The sequence below is a fragment of the Streptomyces atratus genome (assembly GCF_040655115.1).
GTDB lineage: Bacteria > Actinomycetota > Actinomycetes > Streptomycetales > Streptomycetaceae > Streptomyces > Streptomyces atratus_D.
The window spans coordinates 49,672-70,998 of sequence record NZ_JBFAJH010000038.1; the positions used below are offsets into that span (position 1 = coordinate 49,672).

18 protein-coding genes and 2 pseudogenes are annotated in these 21,327 nt (G+C 70.7%); 12 read left to right on the forward strand and 8 right to left on the reverse strand.

Annotation, left to right across the window (positions count from 1 at the left end):
- Nucleotides 1-162: 162 nt before the first annotated feature.
- Nucleotides 163-3,462 (reverse strand): S41 family peptidase, encoded by a 3,300-nt coding sequence (locus AB0I23_RS30145; protein ID WP_359113989.1) that lies wholly within the window; start codon nt 3,460-3,462, stop codon nt 163-165.
- Nucleotides 3,463-3,638: 176 nt separating this feature from the next.
- On the opposite strand from AB0I23_RS30145, the gene AB0I23_RS30150 reads away from it, so the two are divergent.
- Entirely contained in the window at nt 3,639-4,211 is a 573-nt protein-coding gene (locus AB0I23_RS30150; RefSeq protein ID WP_359113991.1) for a TetR/AcrR family transcriptional regulator, read from the forward strand.
- 114 nt (nt 4,212-4,325) lie between these two features.
- Entirely contained in the window at nt 4,326-6,554 is a 2,229-nt protein-coding gene (locus AB0I23_RS30155; protein WP_359113993.1) for an MMPL family transporter, read from the forward strand.
- 140 nt (nt 6,555-6,694) lie between these two features.
- On the opposite strand, the gene AB0I23_RS30160 is transcribed toward AB0I23_RS30155, so the two are convergent.
- Entirely contained in the window at nt 6,695-7,048 is a 354-nt protein-coding gene (locus AB0I23_RS30160) for an SsgA family sporulation/cell division regulator (RefSeq protein WP_359113994.1), read from the reverse strand.
- A gap of 186 nt (nt 7,049-7,234) precedes the next feature.
- Between AB0I23_RS30160 and AB0I23_RS30165 the strand changes: the two genes are divergently transcribed.
- The 4 genes and pseudogenes from AB0I23_RS30165 to AB0I23_RS30180 form a co-directional block, all read left to right on the forward strand.
- The gene (locus AB0I23_RS30165) at nt 7,235-8,326 is read left to right on the forward strand and encodes an energy-coupling factor ABC transporter permease (protein WP_359113996.1); all 1,092 of its coding nucleotides are present in this window, start codon (nt 7,235-7,237) and stop codon (nt 8,324-8,326) included.
- The gene (cbiQ, locus tag AB0I23_RS30170) at nt 8,326-9,087 is read left to right on the forward strand and encodes a cobalt ECF transporter T component CbiQ (protein ID WP_359113998.1); all 762 of its coding nucleotides are present in this window, start codon (nt 8,326-8,328) and stop codon (nt 9,085-9,087) included. The genes AB0I23_RS30165 and cbiQ overlap by 1 nt, the downstream gene beginning before the upstream one ends.
- Entirely contained in the window at nt 9,084-9,851 is a 768-nt protein-coding gene (locus AB0I23_RS30175) for an energy-coupling factor ABC transporter ATP-binding protein (protein WP_436847020.1), read from the forward strand. Before cbiQ ends, AB0I23_RS30175 begins: the two co-directional genes overlap by 4 nt.
- Nucleotides 9,848-10,067: pseudogene (locus AB0I23_RS30180) on the forward strand (MarR family winged helix-turn-helix transcriptional regulator); the annotation flags it as partial. The gene AB0I23_RS30175 and the pseudogene AB0I23_RS30180, both read left to right, overlap by 4 nt.
- 48 nt (nt 10,068-10,115) lie before the next feature.
- On the opposite strand, the gene AB0I23_RS30185 reads toward AB0I23_RS30180, so the two are convergent.
- Nucleotides 10,116-10,313, reverse strand: coding sequence for a hypothetical protein (locus tag AB0I23_RS30185; RefSeq protein ID WP_359114031.1), 198 nt, complete (start codon nt 10,311-10,313; stop codon nt 10,116-10,118).
- A 133-nt stretch (nt 10,314-10,446) separates the two neighbouring features.
- On the opposite strand from AB0I23_RS30185, the gene AB0I23_RS30190 reads away from it, so the two are divergent.
- Both AB0I23_RS30190 and AB0I23_RS30195 read left to right on the forward strand, forming a co-directional pair.
- Nucleotides 10,447-11,610 (forward strand): serine hydrolase domain-containing protein, encoded by a 1,164-nt coding sequence (locus AB0I23_RS30190; RefSeq protein WP_359114030.1) that lies wholly within the window; start codon nt 10,447-10,449, stop codon nt 11,608-11,610.
- Nucleotides 11,607-11,897 (forward strand): annotated as a pseudogene (locus AB0I23_RS30195) (SDR family NAD(P)-dependent oxidoreductase); the annotation flags it as partial. The gene AB0I23_RS30190 and the pseudogene AB0I23_RS30195, both read left to right, overlap by 4 nt.
- 13 nt (nt 11,898-11,910) lie before the next feature.
- On the opposite strand, the gene AB0I23_RS30200 reads toward AB0I23_RS30195, so the two are convergent.
- A complete protein-coding gene (locus AB0I23_RS30200; RefSeq protein WP_359114002.1) occupies nt 11,911-13,539 on the reverse strand; it encodes an IS200/IS605 family accessory protein TnpB-related protein in 1,629 nt (542 codons plus the stop codon).
- Between AB0I23_RS30200 and AB0I23_RS30205 the strand changes: the two genes are divergently transcribed.
- Complete coding sequence (locus tag AB0I23_RS30205) at nt 13,463-13,867, forward strand: SDR family oxidoreductase (protein ID WP_359114003.1); 405 nt, start codon at nt 13,463-13,465, stop codon at nt 13,865-13,867. The two genes, AB0I23_RS30200 and AB0I23_RS30205, sit on opposite strands and share 77 nt — an antisense overlap.
- Nucleotides 13,868-13,957: 90 nt before the next feature.
- Here the strand turns inward: AB0I23_RS30205 and AB0I23_RS30210 are convergent, their stop codons facing one another.
- The 4 genes from AB0I23_RS30210 to AB0I23_RS30225 form a co-directional block, all read right to left on the reverse strand.
- Entirely contained in the window at nt 13,958-14,809 is an 852-nt protein-coding gene (locus tag AB0I23_RS30210; RefSeq protein ID WP_359114005.1) for a DMT family transporter, read from the reverse strand.
- The gene (locus AB0I23_RS30215) at nt 14,806-15,318 is read right to left on the reverse strand and encodes a YbaK/EbsC family protein (RefSeq protein ID WP_359114007.1); all 513 of its coding nucleotides are present in this window, start codon (nt 15,316-15,318) and stop codon (nt 14,806-14,808) included. Before AB0I23_RS30215 ends, AB0I23_RS30210 begins: the two co-directional genes overlap by 4 nt.
- A gap of 71 nt (nt 15,319-15,389) precedes the next feature.
- Complete coding sequence (locus tag AB0I23_RS30220; protein ID WP_359114009.1) at nt 15,390-17,027, reverse strand: penicillin-binding transpeptidase domain-containing protein; 1,638 nt, start codon at nt 17,025-17,027, stop codon at nt 15,390-15,392.
- 133 nt (nt 17,028-17,160) lie between these two features.
- Nucleotides 17,161-18,939, reverse strand: a complete 1,779-nt coding sequence (locus AB0I23_RS30225; protein ID WP_359114011.1) for a dolichyl-phosphate-mannose--protein mannosyltransferase — start codon at nt 18,937-18,939, stop codon at nt 17,161-17,163.
- 53 nt (nt 18,940-18,992) lie between these two features.
- Here AB0I23_RS30225 and rsmI point away from each other — a divergent pair, with 53 nt between their 5' ends.
- The 3 genes from rsmI to AB0I23_RS30240 all read left to right on the forward strand — a co-directional run bounded on the left by rsmI (nt 18,993) and on the right by AB0I23_RS30240 (nt 21,325).
- Complete coding sequence (rsmI, locus tag AB0I23_RS30230; RefSeq protein WP_359114013.1) at nt 18,993-19,877, forward strand: 16S rRNA (cytidine(1402)-2'-O)-methyltransferase; 885 nt, start codon at nt 18,993-18,995, stop codon at nt 19,875-19,877.
- Nucleotides 19,878-20,036: 159 nt separating this feature from the next.
- On the forward strand, nt 20,037-20,417 hold the full coding sequence (locus tag AB0I23_RS30235) for a hypothetical protein (RefSeq protein ID WP_359114015.1): 381 nt from the start codon (nt 20,037-20,039) through the stop codon (nt 20,415-20,417).
- Nucleotides 20,418-20,458: 41 nt separating this feature from the next.
- Nucleotides 20,459-21,325, forward strand: coding sequence for a TatD family hydrolase (locus AB0I23_RS30240; protein ID WP_359114017.1), 867 nt, complete (start codon nt 20,459-20,461; stop codon nt 21,323-21,325).
- Nucleotides 21,326-21,327 lie beyond the last annotated feature (2 nt).

The following is a 21,327-nucleotide window of genomic DNA, read 5'->3' on the forward strand; positions in this document are numbered from 1 at the left end:
GAGACCGGACGCGCCTTTCGCGTGCGCGGGGCTTGTTCCCCCACCCAACCCCGCCCCTTCCCGAAACCGGGGGCACGCCCCCGGCCCCTTTCATCTGTCCTCGATCGCGGGACGGGCTTGCTGGGTCCTGTTGTTCGGGCTCGACGGGCCCGGCGGGCGGGCTTATGGCCTGCCTGGCGTCTGTCGCGGCGGCAGCGGTGGCCGTGTGCGGTTCGGGGCGTCCTCGTAGGTCGGCGGGGTCGCCGCCGGGTGGGACTTCAGGAGGTCCAGCGCCACCCGCACCGCGTCGTCCAGAACCGCGTACCGGCCCTCCGCCCAGTCCAGCGGCGTGCGCAGCGCCTCCAGGTCCGGTTCCACACCGTGGTTCTCCACCGACCACCCGTAGGCGGTGAACCACGCCGCGTTCATCGGCACCGTGATCACCGTGCCGTCGCCCAAGCGGTGCCGGCCGGTCATGCCGACGACCCCGCCCCAGGTCCGCTGGCCCACCACCGGGCCCAGCTCCAGCAGGCGGAACACGGCGGTGATCATGTCGCCGTCGGAGGAGGTCGCCTCGTCGGCGAGGGCCACCACCGGGCCGCGCGGTGCGTTGGAGGCGTACGAGACCGGCTGTGCGTGGCGGGTCAGGTCCCAGCCGAGGATCTTGCGGGTCAGCTTCTCGACGACCAGCTCGCTGATGTGGCCGCCCGCGTTGCCGCGTACATCGACGATCAGGGCCGGACGGGAGACCTCCATCCGCAGGTCCCGGTTGAACTGGGCCCAGCCGGAGCCGCCCATGTCGGGGATGTGCAGGTAGCCGCACTTGCCGCCGCTCAGCTCCCGTACGACCTCGCGGCGTTTGGCGACCCAGTCCTGGTAGCGGAGCGGGCGTTCGTCGATCAGGGGGACGATGGCGACGCGGCGCGAGCGGCCTTCGCTCTCGGGCGGGCAGAAGGTGAGTTCGACGGTGGTACCACCCGCCTGGGAGAGGAGGGGGTAGGGGCCCGCGACCGGGTCCACCGGGCGGCCGTCCACATGGGTGAGGATCGCGCCCTCCCTGATGCCCGTACCCGCCAGCGGTGAACGCGCCTTGGAGTCCGAGGAGTCGCCGGGCAGGATCCGCCTGACCACCCACTCCCCGTCCCGGCACACCAGATTCACGCCGAGCAGGCCGATCGCCCGCTGGTAGTGCGGCGGGCCCTCGTTGCGGCGGGCGGGTGCCACGTACGCGTGCGAGGTACCCAGTTCGCCGAGGACCTCCCGCAGCAGGTCCGCGAACTCGTCGGGGGTCGCGACCCGTTCGACCAGTGGACGGTACTGGTCGAGCACGCCCTCCCAGTCGATGCCGCACATGTCGGGTTCCCAGAAGTAGGAGCGGATGATGCGGCCCGCTTCCCCGTATGCCTGCCGCCATTCCGCCGCCGGGTCGACATCGTGCAGGATCCGCCGCAGGTCGAGGTAGACCGTCGAGTCGCTGTCGCCGGCCTCGGTGGACGGTACGGCGCGCAGTTCACCGTCGTCCATGACGACCAGCCGGGTCGCGTCGCCGCTGACCGCGAACCAGTCGAGATGGCCGACGAGTTCGGTCTTCCTGGCCTTGGTGATGTTGAAGTGTTCGAGCGTGGGGCGGCCCGACATGTCGGCGGGGTTGGCGAACGTCTCGCCGAGCGCGCCCGAGATCGGCCAGCGCAGCCAGACGAGCCCGCCGCCGCTGACCGGGCACAGCGCCGAGTACTTCGACGCGGTGACCGGGAACGGCGTCACCCGGTTCTCCAGCCCCTCGAACTCGACCGTGACCGTGGCCCCTTCGGCCGGAGCCGTTTCCGATGTGTCGACCGGGTCGAGACCACCCGCCGCCGGGCGCCCCTCCGGTGAGAGGGCGAACGGGGACGGGGTGGCGGAGGAGAGCGGGACCAGGTAAGGGCGGCAGCCGAGCGGGAAGGAGAGGTCGCCGGTGTGGACGTCGTACACCGGGTCGAAGCCGCGCCAGGAGAGGAAAGCGAGATACCGGCCGTCGCCGGTGAACACCGGGTTCTCGTCCTCGAAGCGGCCGTTGGTGACATCGACGATCACCGGGGCGCCGGGTCCCATGATCCGGGCCAGTTTGATCTGCCGCAGCGAACGGCCGATCTTGGGATGCGACCAGGTCAACCAGGCGCCGTCCGGTGAGAACGCCAGGTCGCGGACGGGTCCGTTGATGGAGCGGATCAGTTCGGTCGGTTCGGCGGTGGACTCCTCGGCCGTGTCGAGGAGGAGCAGCCGGCCGTCGTGCGTGGCGATCGCGAGCCGTTCGCCCTCCGGGTCGGCGATCAGTTCGTGGACCCGGCCGACCTGCCCGGAGGCCAGTCGGCGCGGCGGCCGGTCGCCGGTTGCGCGCGGCAGGTACGCGATCTCGATCGCGTCGTCCCCGTCGGCGTCGGTGACGTACGCCACCTGGCCGGTGCTGCCGAGCATCTCGGGCAGCCGGACCCGGACCCCGGGGGTGTCGGCGATCGTGCGAGCGGGCCCGTCGCGGTGCGTGAGCCAGTACAGGCTGCCCCGGACCGAGACGGCGCTCGCCCGTCCCGTCTCGTCGACGGACAGCGCGTCGACGTTGCTGGCGGCGGGCACCTGGTACGTACGCCGTCCGGCGCGCGGCCCGCCGAGCCGCACCCGCAGCTTCCGCGGCACCGCGTCCGGTGATTCCAGGTCGTCGACCAGCCATACCTCGCCCGCGCACTGGTAGACCACCCGGCGTCCGTCGCTGGACGCGTGCCGTGCGTAGAAGGCGTCGTGGTCGGTGTGGCGGCGCAGGTCGGAGCCGTCGGGCAGGCAGGAGTACAGATTGCCGACGCCCTCGTGGTCGGAGAGGAACGCGATCCTGCCGCCGACAAACATCGGCGCGTCCAGATGGCCGCCGATATCGGGCAGCAACCGTTCGCCGTGCAGCCACAGCCGGCCCGTCGCCCCGCCCCGGTACCGCTTCCAGGCGGCCGGTTCGTGCGGCGGCTTGCCGGTGAGCAGCAGCGTGCGCCGATCGCCGTCGAAGTCCGCGACCGCGATGTCGGAGACCGGACCCCAGGGGAGCTTGCCGCCGGGGGAGCCGTCCGTGGGAAGGCTGTAGGCCCAGGCCGCGTGCGAGAACGGCTGCGCGTGCGAGGACACGGCGAGGATGTGCGACGTTTCGCCCGGATCGGGGGTCCAGCCGCAGACCCGGGCGTCCGTCGACCCCCAGTAGGTGAGTCGGCGGGCCGGTCCGCCGTCGACCGGGACGAGATGGATCTCGGGATCCAGAGTGCGCCAGGTCGTGTACGCGATACGGGTCCCGTCGGGCGAGAAGCGCGGGTGGCTGACCCGCGTCCGGTCGACGGTCGCCCGCCACGCCCGGCCGGGCTGCTGTCCCGCGGGGGCGAGAGGAGCGACCCAGAGGTCGTCCTCGGCGGCGAAGCAGAGCAGGTCCTTGTGGAGGTGCGGGAAACGGAGATACGCGACGTCGTCACTCACCCCCCAATGCTTTCCGCGTGAGCGGGACGCGGCAACTCGTGGTGCGGAAGAAGTTGTGGTGCACCACACAAGCGAAACGATGCAGTTTCGTTCAGTTGGGAAGTAATGTCGAGGTGTACGAAACAGTTTCGTTCGTCCGACTTGACGTACGAGTGAGGGAAGCAGGAGGTCGACCCATGGCACGCACCCGCCTCACCCCCGAGCGCGAGAGCGAGCTCTACGCCGCGGTGCTCGACCTGCTGCGCGAGGTCGGCTACGACGCCCTGACCATGGACGCCGTCGCCGCCCGTACCCGTTCCAGCAAGGCCACCCTCTACCGCCAGTGGGGGAGCAAGCCGGAGCTGGTCGTCAAGGCGCTGCGCCACGACAAGCCGGGCAACCTTGCCGAGATCGACACCGGTTCGCTGCGCGGAGATTTCCATGCCGCGCTGGGCCGGAGCGACGACTGTCAGATGCAGAAGAACTCCGCGCTGATGCGGGGCCTGATGCAAGCCGTCCACGACAATCCCGATCTGTACCGGGCACTGCGCGAACTGCTCATCGAGCCGGAGATAACCGGCCTCGACTCGCTGCTCCGCCGAGCCGTGGGCCGGGGTGAACTGCGTCCGGACAACCCGGCGCTGCCATATGTACCGCACATGCTGGTCGGTGCTTTCACCGCTCGGCAACTGGTCGAGGGCCGCCCCGTCGACCAGGCGTTTCTCACCGACTACGTCGACTCCGTGATCCTCCCCGCTCTCGGCGTCTGACCCCGTCCCTTCCGTACGACCCTCTCCCCAAGCCCCACCTGACACGCCGCTCTCGTCGTCGGGCTGGTTCCTCACGCCCTTTTCCACTCACGACCTGACCGGGAGTACGTCTCCGTGGCCACATTCCTCTACAAGCTCGGACGGCTCGTCTTCCGGCGCCGCCGCTATGTCGCCCTTGTCTGGGTGGCACTGCTGGCGCTCGCCGGATTCGGCGCCGCCTCCGCGTCCACCCCCACCTCCAGCTCCTTCTCCATTCCGGGCACGGAGGCGCAGAAGGCCTTCGACCTGCTGGAACAGCGTTTCCCCGCGTCCAGCGCCGACGGCGCGACCGCGCGGGTCGTCTTCAAGGCCGATGACGGCCAGAAGATGACTGACCCGGCCAACAAGGCCGAGGTCAACAAGATCGCTGACGAGCTGAAGTCCGGTTCGGACCAGATCGCCTCGGTCACCGACCCGTACACCGGCAACGCCGTCAGCAAGGACGGCTCCACGGCATACGTCTCCGTGTCCTACAAGGTCAACTCGATGGAGCTGACCGATGCGACCCGGAGCGCCCTGGAGGACGCGGGCCACGCGGCCCGGAAGAGCGGGATGACGGTGGAGATCGGTGGTGACGCGCTCCAGGTGATGCCGGAGACCGGGGCCACCGAGATCATCGGTGTGGCGATCGCCGCGGTGGTGCTGGTCATCACCTTCGGCTCGCTCGTCGCGGCGGGTCTGCCGCTGCTCACCGCGCTCATCGGCGTCGGCATCGGCGTCTCGACGATCACGGCCCTGGCCAACGTGCTCGACCTGGGCTCCACCACCTCCACCCTCGCGATGATGATCGGCCTCGCGGTCGGCATCGACTACGCGCTCTTCATCGTCTCCCGCTACCGCGCCGAGCTGGCCGAGGGCCGCGAGCGCGAGGAAGCGGCGGGGCGGGCGGTCGGCACGGCGGGTTCCGCGGTCGTCTTCGCCGGCCTCACCGTCGTCATCGCCCTGGCCGGCCTGGCCGTCGTCAACATCCCGATGCTGTCGAAGATGGGCTTCGCCGCGGCCGGTACGGTCGCGATCGCGGTCCTGATCGCGCTCACCCTCGTCCCGGCGATGATGGGTTTCGCGGGCAAGCGGGTCATGGGAGGCAAGGCGCGCAAGGCCGCCGAGGCTTCGAGCCGGCCCGCGGCGAAGCCGAACATGGGTAGCCGGTGGGCGCGGTTCGTCCTGCGCAAGCCGGTCTGGGTGCTGCTGGTCGGAGTCCTCGGCCTCGGGGGCGTCGCCGTACCGGCCGCCTCGCTGGAGATGGGCCTGCCCGACGACGGCTCCCAGCCCACCAGCACCACCCAGCGCCGCGCCTACGACCTGCTCTCCGACGGCTTCGGCCCCGGCTTCAACGGGCCGCTGATGGTCGTCGTGGACACGGCGAACAGCTCGGACGGCAAGACCGCGGTCAAGCAGGTCTCCGACGAGATCTCCGGCATCCCGCACGTCGTCGCGGTCACTCCGGCCCACTTCAACAAGGCCGGCGACACCGCCATGATCACCGTGATCCCGCAGGACCGGCCGAGCTCCACCGAGACGGAGAACGTGGTTCACGCCATCCGTGACGCGGGCACGGACATCAAGTCCGACACCGGCGCCGAGGTCCTGGTCACCGGATCCACGGCGATGAACATCGACTTCTCACAGAAGATGAACGACGCGCTGCTGCCGTATCTGGCGCTTGTCGTCGGCCTGGCGTTCCTGTTGCTGATGGTGGTCTTCCGCTCGGTGCTGGTGCCGCTGAAGGCGGCCCTCGGCTTCCTGCTCTCGGTCGTCGCGGCCCTGGGCGCGGTCGTCGCGGTCTTCCAGTGGGGCTGGCTGGGCTCGCTCTTCGGTGTCGAACAGACCGGTCCGATCATGTCCATGATGCCGATCTTCATGGTGGGTGTGGTCTTCGGTCTCGCCATGGACTACGAGGTCTTCCTCGTCACCCGGATGCGCGAGGCGTACGTCCACGGGGAGAAGCCCCCGCAGGCGATCGTCACCGGCTTCAAGCACGGCGCCCGCGTCGTCACCGCCGCGGCCGTGATCATGATGGCGGTCTTCGCCGGGTTCATCGGCTCCAGCGAGTCGATGATCAAGATGATCGGCTTCTCGCTCGCCATCGCCGTCTTCTTCGACGCGTTCGTCGTCCGGATGGCGATCGTGCCCGCGGTCCTCGCCCTGCTCGGCAAGCGCGCCTGGTGGCTGCCGCGCTGGCTGGACCGGCTGCTGCCCAATGTCGACGTGGAGGGCGAGGGGCTGCGCAAGCAGCTCGGCGAGACGTCCGGCGGGGACGGGCACGGCGACGCCCGGGGCGAGCGCGAACTGACGCGCGTCTGATCCGTACGAGCCCCGGGGTCCGCGTCCGAGCGGAGCGCGGCCCCGGAACGCGCCGGTTACCTGTGGGGACGGGGGCCGGAGCGGCATGAGCCCCCGTGCGAGCGGCGCGGGGGCTCATCCATGCCGTCTCGCGGCCGGGGTCACGCCGGTGCGGCCTCGGACGTCCTGCTCTCGCCGTGGGTGCGGGCCAGGAAGCGGATCAGCGGCGCGTTGTCGAACTGCACCACCTCGACGCCGTCCGGCGAGTGCCGCTCCACGACCAGCTGCGCCCGTCCGCACGGCCATATCCGTATCGCGCCGCGCCCGGTCGGCGAGTGCAGCCCGCCCTCCAGCAGGTCGCGGCCGAAGGCCCAGTCGGTTCCACCGGGGAAGGTGACATGCACCGTACGCGGGTCGACGGCCGCGTCGTACCGCAGGTCGACGGGGACGGAGAAGGTGTCGGTCGCCTCGGTGACGAGCCGGGCTTCGGCTTGTTCTTCGATCACAGGGGGCATGGCCGAATCCTCCTATGTGTGAATCTTTGATATCTAATGTCCCATATTTCGGTCGAAGAGCACGATGGGGAAGTCGGGTAGTTGTTGCGAATGCGCTCTTGCGAGCTATTCGCAACAAGGCCCTATCATTGAGAGGTTCATGACCCCGCGCAGCAGTGCAGGAACGCAGGAAGCGGAGCCTCCCCCATGCATGTACCCGACGGATTCATCAACGCACCCGTCTCCGCCGCCGCCGGTGTCGTCGCCGCGGGGGCCGTGGCGGTCAGTCTGCGGGGTGCCCGCCGCGAACAGGGAGGCACCTCCCGTTCGAGCGGAGGCGAGAACGGGGGAGAACGCACCGCGCCGCTCGCGGGCCTCGTCGCCGCGTTCATCTTTGCCGTGCAGATGCTGAACTTCCCGGTCGCGGCCGGTACCAGCGGGCACCTGCTCGGCGGGGCGCTCGCCGCGATCCTGGTCGGGCCGTACACCGGGGTGCTCTGTATATCCGTCGTGCTGCTCATGCAGGGCATCCTCTTCGCGGACGGTGGGCTCACCGCGCTCGGTGTGAACATCACGGTCATGGGCGTCACCACCACCGTCGTCTCGTACGCCCTCTTCCGCGGTCTCGCCACCGTCCTGCCGCGGACCCGCCGCTCCACGACCGCCGCGGCGTTCGTCGCCGCACTGATCTCGGTACCGGCCGCGGCCGGCGTCTTCACGCTGATCTACTGGATCGGTGGCACCACCGACGTCCCGATCGGCAAGGTCCTCACCGCGATGATCGGCGTGCACGTCCTGATCGGCATCGGCGAGGCGGTGATCACCGGACTGACCGTCGGCGCCGTCATCGCCGTCCGCCCCGACCTGGTCCACGGCGCCCGCGGTCTCACCTCCCCGCTCAAGCTCCGGATCGACGGCGAGCTCGTCGACGCCCCCGCCAGGCAGTCCGTCGCGCCGGTCGCCGCCCGCTCCACACGGGGACTCTGGGCCACCGGCCTGGTCACCACCCTCGTGCTGGCGGGCTTCGTCTCCTTCTATGCCTCCGCCAACCCGGACGGCCTGGAGAAGGTCGCCGCCGACAAGGGCATCGACAAGAGGGTCGAGGAGCACGCGGCCAAGGACTCGCCGCTCGCCGACTACGGTGTCAAGGAGATCTCCGACGCGCGGCTCTCCGGCGGACTCGCCGGGGTGATCGGGGTCGGTGCCACGATCGTCGTCGGCAGCGGGGTCTTCTGGACCGTCCGCCGCCGCCGTACGCCGGACGCACCCGCCGGCATCCGCACCGAGGAAACCGTCTGATGGGCGCGGGGCACGCACACAAGCTCTACCGGCACGGGCACTCGCCGGTCCATGACCTGCCCCCGCACTGCAAGCTCGCCGCGGTGTTCGGCTTCGTGCTGGTCGTCGTCTCGACGCCGCGCGAGGCGGTCTGGGCGTTCGCGCTGTACGCCGCGCTGCTCGCCGGGGTCGCCGCGCTGGCCCGGATCCCCGCGGGGTTCCTCCTGAAGCGGCTCCTCATCGAGGTGCCGTTCGTCGCGTTCGCCGTGCTGATGCCGTTCGTGGTGCCGGGCGAGCAGACCGAACTCCTCGGGGTCTCCGTCAGCGTCCCCGGCCTCTGGGGCGCCTGGAACGTCCTCGCCAAGGGCACCCTCGGCGTCGCCGCCTCGGTGATCCTCGCGTCCACCACCGAGCTGCGCTCCCTGCTGCTCGGTCTGCAGCGGCTCAGGATGCCGCCGATGCTCGTCCAGATCGCCTCCTTCATGATCCGGTACGGGGATGTGATCACCGGCGAGATGCGGCGGATGTCGATCGCCCGCCGCTCCCGCGGCTTCGAGGCGCACGGGGTACGGCAGTGGGGCGTCCTCGCCAAGTCGGCGGGCGCGCTCTTCATCCGTTCCTACGAGCGCGGCGAACGCGTCCACCTCGCCATGGTCAGCCGCGGCTACACCGGCTCGATGCCGGTCATCGACGAGGTGACCGCGTCCGGCGCGCAGTGGGCGTACGCCTCGGCACTCCCCGTGCTCGCCCTCGCGGTCGGTCTGCTGGGATGGGCCCTATGAGTCCGTCCAGCAGCACCGCGCCGTCCCTTGAGGTCAGTGGCCTCGCCTACGCCTACCCCGATGGTCACCAGGCGCTCTTCGGCGTCGATCTGACCGTGGCCCGCGGCGAACGCGTCGCCCTGCTCGGTCCGAACGGCGCCGGCAAGACCACGCTCGTCCTCCACCTCAACGGCATCCTCGACGCAGGCGCGGGCACCGTCCGGGTCGCCGGTCTCCCGGTGGAGAAGCGCAATCTCGCGGAGATCCGCCGCCGCGTCGGCATCGTCTTCCAGGACCCCGACGACCAGCTCTTCATGCCGACCGTCCGCGAGGACGTCGCCTTCGGGCCCGCCGCATCCGGGCTGCGCGGCGCCGAGCTGGAGGCGCGGGTGACCGAGGCGCTCGAGCGGGTCGGCATGGAGGGGTACGCGAACCGCCCACCGCACCATCTGTCCTTCGGCCAGCGCCGCCGCGTCGCCGTCGCCACCGTGCTCGCCATGCGGCCGGAGATCCTCGTCCTGGACGAGCCCTCGTCCAACCTGGACCCCGCATCGAGGCGCGAACTCGCCGACATCCTGAGGTCGTTGGACGTCACCGTACTGATGGTCACGCACGACCTGCCGTACGCCCTGGAGCTCTGCCCGCGCGCCGTCATCCTCAGCGACGGCGCCATTGCCGCCGACAACCGTACCCAGGACCTGCTCTGTGACGAGGAGTTGATGCGCGCTCACCGGCTGGAGCTGCCCTTCGGGTTCGACCCGCGCTCCGTGACAACGGGCGCGTGACCGACGACGACACCCGCCATCCGGCGGCCTCGCTGCGGCTCGACGAACAGCTCTGCTTCGCGCTGTACGCAGCCCAGCGGGCCGTGACCGCCGCCTACCGCCCGCTCCTCGACGAGCTCGGCCCGACCTACCCCCCAGTACCTCGTGATGCTCGTGCTGTGGGAGCGCGGCGAGATTCCCGTCAAGGAGCTCGCCGGTGCCCTGCACCTCGGCCACGTGCACGATCGAGACGTCGACGGTGCCGCGGGTGGCATGGGAGGCGGGTCAACGGGTGCGTTCCGCCAGTGCGACGGCGCGCGCGGCGAGGGCGTGCAGCTCCGCCCGCAGCCCCTCCACCTCGTCGGCCCCGAGACCCGCCCCCGTCAACAGCAGATCAGGAACGCACTCCGCACGGGTGCGCAGCAGCGCCCCCTTCCCGGTCGGCTCGACGAGCACCGAGCGCTCGTCGACGGCCGACCGCACCCGCCGCACCAGACCGGCCGGACGGTGTCACCGCTGCTGAAGCGGTTGCAGGCGGAGCCGACGGTCACCCGCGGTACAGCCCACCTGCGCAGCGATGCACCATGGGGGGATGAGCGGGAGCGCAGGAGCAGGCGTGGACGTACGGGGCACGGTGGCGACCGGATTCGAACCGGTCAGGGACGCCTTCATCCGTAACTTCGAGCAGCGGGGGGAGCGGGGGGCGGCGGTCGCCGTCTACCGGGACGGGCGCAAGGTCGTCGACCTGTGGGCCGGTACGAGAGATGTCGACGGCGTCGAGCCGTGGGCGGTCGACACGGTGCAGATCGTCCGCTCCGCGGGCAAGGGCATCGCCGCCGCCGTACCGCTGCTGCTGCACCAGCGCGGGCAGGTGGACCTGGACGCCCCGGTCGGCACGTACTGGCCGGAGTTCAAGGCGGCCGGCAAGGAACGCGTCCTCGTGCGGCACCTCCTCACCCACCGCGCCGGAGTGCCCGCCCTCGACCGGCCGCTGACGCCCCAGGAGGCCGCCGACGGGAGCTCCGGGGCGCACGCCGTCGCCGCGCAGCGCCCGCAGTGGGAGCCCGGCACCGCGCACGGCTACCACGCCCAGACGTACAGCTGGCTGATCGGCGAACTGGTGCGCCGGGTCACCGGGCGCACCGTGGGCCGCTGGATCGCCGAGGAGATCGCCCGCCCGCTCGGCCTCGACTTCTGGTTCGGGCTCCCGGCGGAAGAGGCGCACCGGGTGGGCCGGATCGGACCGGTCGAGCCACCCGTCCTCGACGGCAACGGCGGGGCGCTGCGGATGCGCCCCAAGCGGTCGGTGGTGGACGCCTACCGTGATCCCGAGTCGCTGACCCGCCGCGCGTTCGGCGCCATCGACCCGTTCCCCGACGAGAACGGCACCGGCTACCGGGCGGCCGAACTCCCCGCCTCCAACGGCATCGCGACCGCCCGCGCGCTGGCCCGCGCCTACGCCGCGATGATCGGCCCGGTCGACGGTCACCGGCTCTTCGCCCCGGCCACACTCACCCTCGCCCGCACCGAGGAGTCCGCGGGCCCGGACCGGGTGCTCGTCGTGAACACCCGCTTCGGCCTCGGCTACATGCTGCACGGCCCTGCCGCCCCGCTCCTCGCCCCCGGCTCCTTCGGCCACCCGGGCCGCGGCGGCTCGCTCGGCTTCGCCGACCCCGAATCGGGCATCGCGCTCGGCTATGTGACGAACGGTCTGCAGAAGGGAGTCACCGCCGATCCCCGTGCCCAGGCCCTGGTCAGAGCAGTACGGTCGGCGCTATGACTCCTACCGGTGATTCCAGGTTCGACGGATACGGCGTACTCATCACGGGCGCGGGACAGGGCATCGGCGCGGCCACGGCCCGCCGGCTGGCCGACGAGGGCGCACCCGTCCTGGTGACCGATCTGGACGGTGACCGCGCCGAGCGCACGGCGGCGGCGATACGGAAGACGGGCGCCACCGCCGAGGCACTGCCGTGCGACGTGGGCGACCGGGCGGCGGTCGAGGCGGCGGTGACCCGTGCGGTCGAGGCGTTCGGCACGCTCGACGTGCTGGTCAACAACGCGTACCGCTGCAACGTTCCTAACCAGTGTGCATGAGTGAGTTTTGGACCCACTGTTGCGTACTGGGCGCATCCCGAACGGTTTTGGATGCGCTGGGTTCCCGCTTTCGCTTCCCGCTCGGCGGCATGCCTCCAGGGGCGTGGTCCGTTGTGGGTGGGCGGGTTCCCTCACGCCCCCGGGCGCCTGGTTCGGCCTGGACGGTCCGATGCCCCGCACGATCACTCCGGTCGTGTGGGGGCGGTGCCGTCCGACGCCGGACCGGGTGTCCGAGGGCGCGTCGTCCGATCGCGATGCCGGCGGCATCGCGACGTGACATGGTGCGGTGGGGGGTGGCCAGCGGTTTCTGCCAGTGCTGGGCACCCCACATGCTGGTGTATGCGGGGTCGACCGCGATGATGGCGAGGCCCTGTTCGGCGGCCATGGAGACCAGTCGGGCCTTGAGCTTGCCGGTGGGGATACCGGAGATGAGCTGCCGGAACCGCTTGTGGCGGCCGTGTTTCTCGCGGGTCTTCTCGGTGGTGAAGTCGAGGTCTTCGATGCCGATCGCGGCGACACCGACACGCACCGCCCAGTTGATCAGGCGGGTCAGTGCGTGGCGGATCTGTGCGTCGCGGTGAGCGGTGGTGCCGGTCAGGTCGTAGGGGAAGCGGTGCGGGTCACCGACGGGGTTGCCGTGCCGGTCGAGGTGGTAGGCGGCGAAGTGGTCGGCGTTGGTGTCGACGCCGATCATGCCCCGGGCGCGGGCGGTCTCCAACGGGATGGTCCGGACGGCGGGGCGTTGCCAGGATGCGGTGAGGTACCAGCGGCCGCGCGCCGTGTCGAGGTGGATGCGGTAGGCGACGGCCCGGTTCGTTTCGATGCGGTCGGCCCACTCCGCGCCCCGGTGCGCGAAGGCGATGCGGGAGGTGAGGGTGTACCGGCCGTGCTTGGTGTTGGCCAGGTGCGCGAGCGGGGCGGGGAGTTTGATGCTGACCTCGCCGTCCGGGGTGACGCGGATGGTCTCGTTGCCGAACCGCTTCCCCGACTCACCGTCGGCAGCGATGAACCAGCGTTCCGCTTCCCAGCGTTCCCGCCACTGGTCCTCGCTGAGCTCGGCTTCGGTGAGGTGGTGGCGGGTGTTGAGGAGACGTTTACCGCCCCGCACCACCCGGACCCGCCCGGCCCGCCGGTCGGAGACAGCAGCAGTGTGCCGGGTTTCCAGCGCCGCGAGGCGGCGGGACTTGCGGAACCACTCGCCCCGGGAGCGGTAGCCACCCGCCGCCCGTTTCGTTCCCTTCTCCCCGATCGGGAGGGACAGGCGGTGCCGCAACGTCTTGATCCCGGCTGCCAGGTTCTGGATATACGCCGCCTGACAACGGCGCGCGAGCGCCCACTGGTCATGGGTGGCCTTGGTGATCGCACCCGCGATCCGCGACGACGACACCCCGGTCAGCTCCCGCTTACGCGACGCCCAGGTGTCCGCGCTGTGCTCCAGACCATCCGCACAGCGGGCCTTGAGATCACGGGAAGCAAGCGCACCCTGGTGCTCACCGACCGCACGCAGGACTTTCTCGTCCTGGGGGGCGAGGTGTTTGAGGCGGTCGCGTATCGACACCCCGCAAGGCCCGGGCACCACGAAGGACGCCGCCAACTCCCGTAAGTCACCCACCGCATCACCCCCTCAAGGCCGGCACCTGCCAACCAGCCCAACGAGCACCAGCCGCCAAGGTCACCCATTCGGCCCCAGAACCCCCGTTCCCACCCCCGCAAACCCACCGCCAGAACTCACTCCCGCACACCACAACTCACTCCAGCTCAGCAAACCGACAGCAGCCCGCAACCCCCTCGGCAGGGTCGGCGAACCGGAGGACATCGCGGCGGCGGTCGCCTTCCTCGCCTCCCGCGACGCTGCCTGGATCACCGGGACGACGCTGCGGGTGGACGGCGGGCTGCTCGCCGTGAACGCGGGCTTCCGGAGGGCGGTCGCGCAGGACTGAGAGGTCGGCGGGCGGCCCAGCGGGCTGCGCCGGTTGCACCGGCACTGGCGTCTGCTGTCCGCGCCGGTGCTTCTCCGGGCGCCGCCGCATTCAACTCGTGTGCAGCATCAGCCCGATGCCGACCACCATCAGTCCGGCCGCCGCGATCCTCGGTGCGCCGAACCGCTCCTTGAAGAACACCGTGCCTATCGCCGCGCCCACAATGATCGACGACTCGCGCAGGGCGGCGATCGGGGCCAGCGGCGCCTTCGTCTGCGCCCACAGGACCAGCCCGTAGGCGACCACCGACATGGCCGCGCCCGCCAGCCCCCGTGCCGCGTACGGCCGCAGCTGGGCGCCCAGTTGTCCGCGGCGGCGGTAGAACGTGTACGCGGGAACGGCGAACCCCTCCAGGATCATCAGCCAGGCGATGTAGCCGATCGAGGTGCCGGAGGCCCGGACCCCCACCCCGTCGACGGTCGTGTACCCGGCGATCGCCAGACCCGTCGCCAGCGCGGCGGCGATCGCCGCCCGGTGCGGGCGGGTCTCCGAGCCCCGGATGCCCCACAGCGCGACGCCGACGAGCCCGGCGCAGGCGACCGCGACCCCGGCCGTCGCCCAGCCGTCGGGCCGCTCGCCGACGAAGACCGCCGCGAGGACCGTCACCACCAGAGGCGCGGTGCCGCGTGCGATCGGGTACATCTGGCCGAAGTCGCCGAGCGTGAAGGACCGCATCAGCAGCGCCATGTAGGCGACGTGCAGGATCGCGGAGACGACCAGATACGGCCACGCCCCCGCGGCCGGCAGCGGTACGAAACAGGCGGCGACGGCGCCGAGCAGCGCCCCGCCCCCGGAGATCAGGGTGAAGGAGAGCAGCTGGTCCTTGATCGCGTGCGCGATCGCGTTCCAACTGGCGTGCGTGATCGCCGCGATCAGGACCGCGGTCGCGACCAGAGGCGTCACGTGGTCTGCTCGCGCACGTCCACCAGGGTGCCGCCGGCGTGCCCGACAAGGGTCTTCGGGTCGAGCGGGAAGACGGTGTGCGGGGTGCCCGCCGCGGCCCACACCACGTCGTGTTCGAGCAGTCCGCGGTCGGCCAGCACCCGGGTCCGCGTGCGGTGCCCGAAGGGCGGTACGCCCCCGATCGCGTACCCGGTGGTCTCCCGGACCAGATCGGCCCCGGCCCGCTTCACCTTCCCGGCGCCCAGCTCCCGCCGTACGAGCTCCACGTCGACCCGTGAGGACCCGTCCATCAGGACGAGCACGGGCGCCCCGTCCGCCTCGAAGATCAGCGACTTGACGATGGCGCTGAGCTCGCAGCCGATCGCGGCGGCGGCCTCGGCGGCGGTACGGGTGGCCTCCGGGAATCGGCGGACCTCGACATCGAGGTCCAGCTCCCGCAGGGCTTCGGCGAATCGGGGGTGGGCTTCGGCAGCGGCGGCTTCGGGAGCCGTGGCGTCGGGAGTACTCATGCCCCCGCACGCTAGCGGCCGCCCAGCGGGGCACGCGATCCGGTTTCGGTCACCGGACCCCGGGGAACGCGTCACGGCCCCGCGCGCAGTACCTGGGCCACCACCGGCCCCGCCGCGTCGCCGCCGTGGCCGCCGGACTGGACGACGGCCGCGGCGGCGAGATCGTTGCTGAAGCCGGTGAACCAGCTGTTGGACGTGGCTTGACCGTCCACCTCCGCCGAACCGGTCTTCGCCCCCTTGTCGCCGCCGACCGAGGCCATCGCCGCCTTTCCGGTGCCCCAGCTCGCGGTCTGCCGCATCATGTTCGTCACCTGCTGCGAGACGGACGCGGGCAGCGAGCGGGACGCGGCGGCGAGCCGGCGGCCGTCCAGGTCCTGCGGGACGAGGACCGGCTGGCGGAAGGTGCCGTTCTTCGCGGTGGCGGTGATGGACGCCATGTTGAGTGCGTTCATCTGGATGGTGCCCTGGCCGATGTACTGCGCGGCGGCCTCACCGCCGGCGGCCTCGGGCACGCTGCCGTCGAAGGACGCGACGCCGGTCTTCCAGTCGAGGCCGATCCCGAAGACGTCCCGGGCCTCCTTGGCCAGTGCGGCGTCGTCCTTGGTGTCGTCGATGAGCTTGATGAAGGCGGTGTTGCACGACCGGGCGAAGCTGGTGGTGAGGGTGGAGTCCGGGATGGAGAACCCGTCCAGGTTCTGGAACGTGCGGCCCTGGTACATCGCGGTCTTCGGGCACTCGATCTTCTGGTTCGCGCCGGCGAGTCCCTTCTCGATCAGCATCGACGCGGTCACGATCTTCATCGTCGAACCGGGCGCCTGCTTGCCGAGCATGGCCGCGTTGAACCCGGTCGCAGGGTTGTTGGCGACTGCGCGGATCGAGCCGGTGGAGGGCCGGATGGCGACCACCGAGGCCTGGGTGTACCGCTTGACGGCCTGCTCGGCTGCCGCCTGGACATGCGCGTCCAGCGTGGTCTGCAGCGTGCCCGGCTTCCCCTTGGACAGCGTCAGCAGCGTCTTGTCCGGGGTGTTCTCGTCCGCCGACTCGATCCAGGTCTCGATACCCGCGGTGCCGCCGGCCTGCTCCCCGTACTTCTCGCGCAGCACGTCCAGGATCGGCCCCAGTGACGGGTACTTCTCCTTCGTCAGCACCCGGCCGTCGTGGTCGAGCGCCTCGATGGACGGGGCCGACGCCTCGCCGGTCTTCAGCGATTCGCCGTCCGCCAGGTCCGGATGGATCACGGACGGCTTCCAGTCGATCAGCGGCCGGCCGGTGGTCAGGCCGCGCACGACGGTCAGTTCCGAGGAGTACGACCAGGGCTTGGTCTTCCCCTCGAAGCTCACCGTCGCCTTCACGGTGAACGGGACCTTCGAGCCGGTCGGCGGGCCCGGCGTGATCACGGCCTTGGTGACGTGGGCCAGTGCGCTGTAGCCGCTGAGGGCGGGTTCGGCCTCGACCGCGTTGTTGGTGAGCTGGGACGCGTCCGACGCCTGGCCGGCCGCCCAGGCCTTGAGGAACTTCTTCGACGTCTCGCCGACCTCCGCGTCGCTCGGCGGGCCGGTCTTCACCTCGGTGGAGGTGGAGCGTGCGTCCGTACTGCCGCTCCCGCCGCCGCCGAACCCGTCGAGGACGTTGTACGCCCCGTACCCCGCCCCGCCGACCACCAGCACGAACACTCCGCCGACCACGGCGACCTTCGCTCCACTGCGCATCTGATGCAGTCCCCTCCCCGGAAGGCTCTCTTGAACACGTTCAAGAGAGCGCTTGTGGGCACTTTACGGGACGGTAGTGACAGCAGGGGCCGTTGTTATCGGAACGCGATCCGCGACGAAGTGAACAGGCCCGTCAAATCCAGGTATCCAGCCACATGCGGTTGCGCCAGGAGTTCACCGGAATGGGCGTTCCCGTATACAGCGGCCAGAAATAGATGAAATTCCAGACGATCAGCAGAACCAGGACGCCTGCCGCGACGGCCCCCAAGGTCCGCCGCCGCTCACCGGACGGATCGCCGGACACGAGACCCAGTTCCCGCTTGGTCCCGGTGCCTGCCGCAGGGCCGAGCATCGCGCCGATCATCATCGCCACCGCGAGACAGAGGAACGGCACGAAGACGACCGCGTAGAAGAAGAAGATCGTCCGCTCCTGGTAGAGGAACCAGGGCAGCCAGCCCGCCGCCACACCGCACGCGATCGCCCCCGCCCGCCAGTCGCGGCGGAAGAACCAGCGCCACAGCACGTACAGCAGCGCGAAACACGCGGCCCACCACAGCAGGGGTGTACCGATCGCCAAAACCTCGCGGGCGCACTTGCCGGTCGCCGAGCTCGTGCAGCCGTTCTGCCCCTCATAGAAGTACGAGACGGGACGGCCCAGGACGATCCAGCTCCAGGGGTTCGACTGGTACGCGTGGCCCGAGGTCAGGTTCACGTGGAACTCGTAGACCTGGTACTCGTAGTGCCACAGGCTGCGCAGCCAGTCCGGCAGCCAGGTCCAGTTGCCGCCCGATCCGTCGGTCGTCGCCCAGTCCCGGTAGTAGCCGTGGCGCTGGGGGGTGTTCCTGATGATCCAGCCGGTCCAGGACGCGAGGTACGTCAGGATCGCGACAGGCACCGTCGAGACGAACGCCGGCAGCAGGTCGCGCCTGATCACCGCCTGGTACGGGCGGACCGCACCGGCCGTCCGGCGGGCGCCGACATCCCACAACACCGTCATCAGACCGAACGCGACCAGGATGTACAGCCCGTTCCACTTCGTGCCGAACGCCAGGCCCAGCGAGAAGCCCGCAGCGATCCGCCACGGCCGCCAGCCCAGCCGCAGCGTCTCCGCGACCTGCGTGTCCGGGCGCAGCACGCCCTCCGCGTCGACCGGCAGCGCCGCCGCCAGCCTGCGCCTGGCCCGGTCCCGGTCGATCAGCAGGCAGCCGAACGCCGCCAGCACGAAGAACATCAGCACCAGGTCGAGAAGCGCCGTGCGGCTCATCACGAAGTGCAGCCCGTCGACGGCGAGCAGCGCGCCCGCCAGACATCCCAGGAACGTCGAACGGAACAGCCGGCGCCCGATCCGGCACAGCATCAGCACCGACAGCGTGCCGAGCACCGCCACCATGAACCGCCAGCCGAACGGCGTGAACCCGAAGAGCTGCTCACCGAACCCGATGATCCACTTGCCGACCGGCGGATGCACCACATAACCGGGCTCCGTCGGCACCGGCACCAGCGACGGGTCGGCCAGGATCGACTTGTCGACGTTCTTCGGCCAGGACCCCTCGTACCCCTGCTTGATCAGGGCCCAGGAGTCCTTGGCGTAGTAGGTCTCATCGAATATCACCGCCTTCGGGCTGCCCAGATGCCAGAACCGCAGCACCCCGGCGACCAGCGCCACCAGCAGCGGCCCGCCCCAGGCCGACCACCGCACCAGCCGGTCGGCCGCCGGCGGGGACACCCCCAGCACCGCCCAGAGCTGGTGTCCCGGCCGGGTGTACGGCGGGACCAGCCGTTCACGCAGCCCGATTACGGACCGGGGCGCATGGCCGAAGCGGCGCAGCCGCTTCTGCCAGGGCGGCAGCTCTTCACCGTGCTGGTTCCCGGCGTCTTGACCCTGCTGGGCTTCGGGCGCAGTACTCGTCACCGCGCCATCGTAGGGAACGCATCTGTGCGACTGCTGTCGCCCGTGCTGGGAGGATGGCTGATGTGACTGGAACGCTGGTACTCGCAGGGACCCCCATCGGCGATGTGGCGGACGCCCCGCCACGGCTCGCCGCCGAACTGGAGACGGCCGACGTCGTCGCCGCGGAGGACACCCGTCGGCTGCGCCGCCTGACGCAGGCGCTCGGCATCCACACCACGGGACGTGTCGTCTCCTACTTCGAGGGAAACGAGTCGGCCCGTACACCCGAACTCGTCGAGGCGTTGATGGGCGGCGCCCGGGTGCTGCTGGTCACGGACGCCGGGATGCCGTCCGTCTCCGACCCCGGCTACCGGCTCGTCGCCGCAGCCGTGGAGAAGGACATCAAGGTCACCGCGGTCCCCGGCCCGTCCGCCGTGCTCACCGCGCTCGCCCTGTCCGGGCTGCCCGTCGACCGGTTCTGCTTCGAGGGCTTTCTGCCGCGCAAGGCCGGCGAACGGCTCGGCCGGCTGCGCGAGGTCGCCGACGAGCGCCGCACCATGGTCTTCTTCGAGGCCCCGCACCGGCTCGACGACACCCTCGCCGCGATGGCCGAGGTGTTCGGCAGCGACCGCCGGGCCGCCGTGTGCCGGGAGCTGACCAAGACGTACGAGGAAGTGAAGCGCGGTCCGCTGGGCGATCTCGCGGTCTGGGCGGCCGAGGGCGTACGCGGCGAGATCACCGTCGTCGTCGAGGGCGCGGCGGAATCGGCCGAGGAACTGGACGCCGCCGAGCTGGTGCGCAGGGTGCGGGTGCGCGAGGAGGCGGGGGAGCGGCGCAAGGAGGCGATCGCCGCTGTCGCCGCGGCCGCCGGGCTGCCCAAACGCGATGTTTTCGATGCGGTCGTCGCGGCAAAGAATGCGGCTCGGACCGGCCCAGCGGACGGCAAAGGGCTATCGTGAAAAGCAAAGTGCGAGCCGCGCACCGGCCACTTTTGCCACGAGAAGGCCAAGACCGCTCCAACACTCGACAGGACCTGGTGCGCTCCCGCCGGTAAAGGCGTCCACTGAATCAGGGACGCATTCTCCGGAGTGCTTGTCCGGCGGACAAGAGGAGCAGGCATGAGCGAGATCGCAGCAACCACCGTGCATGAGGCGTATGCCTTCGCCTGCATGGGGTGCGGACACGGTTGGGAACAGGTCTACGACATCGAGCACCACACGGACGGCCGCGGCCAGCCCTTCGTCGTGTACCGCGTGCAGGGGCAGCTCGTTCCCTCACCGCTGAACCGGCTCACCTGCCTCAACTGCGACGGGCACAAAGTCCGCATCATGCGCGCCGGGCAGGTCTCCTCCATCGCGGAAACCCTGCGACGCCTGAACTTCGCGACCCCGACCGGCGCCACCGCCGGGCCGATACCGTCCTCGGAGGGCGCGTCGGAGCGCTCCCCGCGCCAGTGGCGTTTCGTGCATATGTTTCGTGCGCGACAGCACCGTAAGTGAGGTCCGGGCCCGGTGACACCGGGCTCTCATAGGATCGCCCTATGAGCTCCAAGGACGCCCCGCCGCTGCCCGAACCCCTTCGGGTACCGGTCGCCGATTCGCACACCCATCTGGACATGCAGGACGCCACCGTCGAGGAGGGCCTGGCCAGGGCCGCGGCGGTGAACGTCACCACCGTGATCCAGGTGGGCTGCGACGTGAAGGGCTCGCGCTGGGCCGCCGGGACCGCCGCCACGCACCCGAGTGTGTACGCGGCGGTGGCGCTCCACCCCAACGAGGCGCCGCGCATCGTGCACGGGGACCCGGAGGGGTGGTCCCGGCAGGGCGCCCGCGAACCGGGAGGCAGGGTGGCACTCGACGAGGCCCTCGCCGAGATCGACGCCCTGGCGGCCCTGGACCGGGTGCGCGGCGTCGGTGAGACCGGGCTCGACCACTTCCGTACGGGCCCCGAGGGCATGGCCGCCCAGGAGGAGTCCTTCCGGGCCCACATCGAGATCGCCAAACGGCACGGCAAGGCGCTCGTGATCCACGACCGCGAGGCGCACGCCGACGTGCTGCGCGTCCTCGCCGACGCGGGCGCCCCCGAGCGGACCGTGTTCCACTGCTACTCCGGTGACGCCGAGATGGCCCGGATCTGCGCGGACGCCGGGTACTTCATGTCCTTCGCGGGCAACGTGACGTTCAAGAACGCCCAGCCGCTGCGGGACGCACTGGCCGTCGCGCCGATCGAACTGGTCCTGGTCGAGACGGACGCACCGTTCCTCACCCCCGCCCCGTACCGCGGACGCCCCAACGCGCCGTATCTCATCCCCGTCACGCTCCGTGCCATGGCGGAGGTGAAGGGCATCGACGAGGACACCCTGGCTTCGGCGATCAACGAGAACACGGCTCGCGCGTTCGATTACTGACG

Bases quoted from the DNA above. Each gene is read 5' to 3' on its own strand.
- AB0I23_RS30175 (WP_436847020.1), top strand. From the start codon at position 9,084: ATGAGTCCGTCCAGCAGCACCGCGCCGTCCCTTGAGGTCAGTGGCCTC.
- AB0I23_RS30220 (WP_359114009.1), bottom strand. From the start codon at position 17,027: ATGCGCAGTGGAGCGAAGGTCGCCGTGGTCGGCGGAGTGTTCGTGCTG.
- AB0I23_RS30150 (WP_359113991.1), top strand. From the start codon at position 3,639: ATGGCACGCACCCGCCTCACCCCCGAGCGCGAGAGCGAGCTCTACGCC.
- AB0I23_RS30215 (WP_359114007.1), bottom strand. From the start codon at position 15,318: ATGAGTACTCCCGACGCCACGGCTCCCGAAGCCGCCGCTGCCGAAGCC.
- cbiQ (WP_359113998.1), top strand. From the start codon at position 8,326: ATGGGCGCGGGGCACGCACACAAGCTCTACCGGCACGGGCACTCGCCG.
- rsmI (WP_359114013.1), top strand. From the start codon at position 18,993: ATGGCTGATGTGACTGGAACGCTGGTACTCGCAGGGACCCCCATCGGC.
- AB0I23_RS30235 (WP_359114015.1), top strand. From the start codon at position 20,037: ATGAGCGAGATCGCAGCAACCACCGTGCATGAGGCGTATGCCTTCGCC.
- AB0I23_RS30240 (WP_359114017.1), top strand. From the start codon at position 20,459: ATGAGCTCCAAGGACGCCCCGCCGCTGCCCGAACCCCTTCGGGTACCG.
- AB0I23_RS30160 (WP_359113994.1), bottom strand. From the start codon at position 7,048: ATGCCCCCTGTGATCGAAGAACAAGCCGAAGCCCGGCTCGTCACCGAG.
- AB0I23_RS30165 (WP_359113996.1), top strand. From the start codon at position 7,235: ATGCATGTACCCGACGGATTCATCAACGCACCCGTCTCCGCCGCCGCC.